General features: G+C 67.1%; 1 protein-coding gene. It reads right to left on the bottom strand.

The features are described 5' to 3' along the window. A partial coding sequence (locus tag J5M71_RS28605) for a CorA family divalent cation transporter (RefSeq protein ID WP_279382405.1) occupies nucleotides 1-434 on the bottom strand: 434 nt, incomplete at its 3' end. Between the last annotated feature and the right edge of the window lie 7 nt (nucleotides 435-441).

Here is a 441-nt window from a genome sequence, read left to right as displayed (position 1 = left end):
ACCGAGGAGCGCAGGGTGTCGACCGAGCGCAGCGGCTGGGCGCGAGCGGTGACCAGCAGGCGGCCACGGGCACAGACCCACAGGGTAGAGACGTCCGAGGACATGCGGCTGCCGAAGTCGAACACCACGTCGTTGACTACCGCCAGCAGCGCACCGTCGACGTGCTCGATACGGGTGGAGCGCGAGCCTTCGCGCAGGGTCTCGAAGAAGTAGTCGGGCAGCGCCAGGTGCGACTTCATCCAGCGCTCGCAGGCCGCGTGCGCCAGGTTCAGGTGCAGCCAGAGGAACTCATCTTCCGCGCGCGGTTCCCGCAGGCGCTGCAAGGCGGTGGGCGAGTCGATCTCCAGGCCGGGCTGGTCGGGACGGAAGCTGAAGCCATAAAGCAGGCCGAACAGGTCGGAATCCTGGTGGCTCTGGACGATGCTGTGGTTCATGGGACTC

It is taken from the genome of Pseudomonas sp. 43(2021), assembly GCF_017490805.1.
In the GTDB taxonomy this organism is placed as follows: Bacteria; Pseudomonadota; Gammaproteobacteria; order Pseudomonadales; family Pseudomonadaceae; genus Aquipseudomonas.
This window is presented reverse-complemented; position numbering and strand designations above follow the sequence as displayed.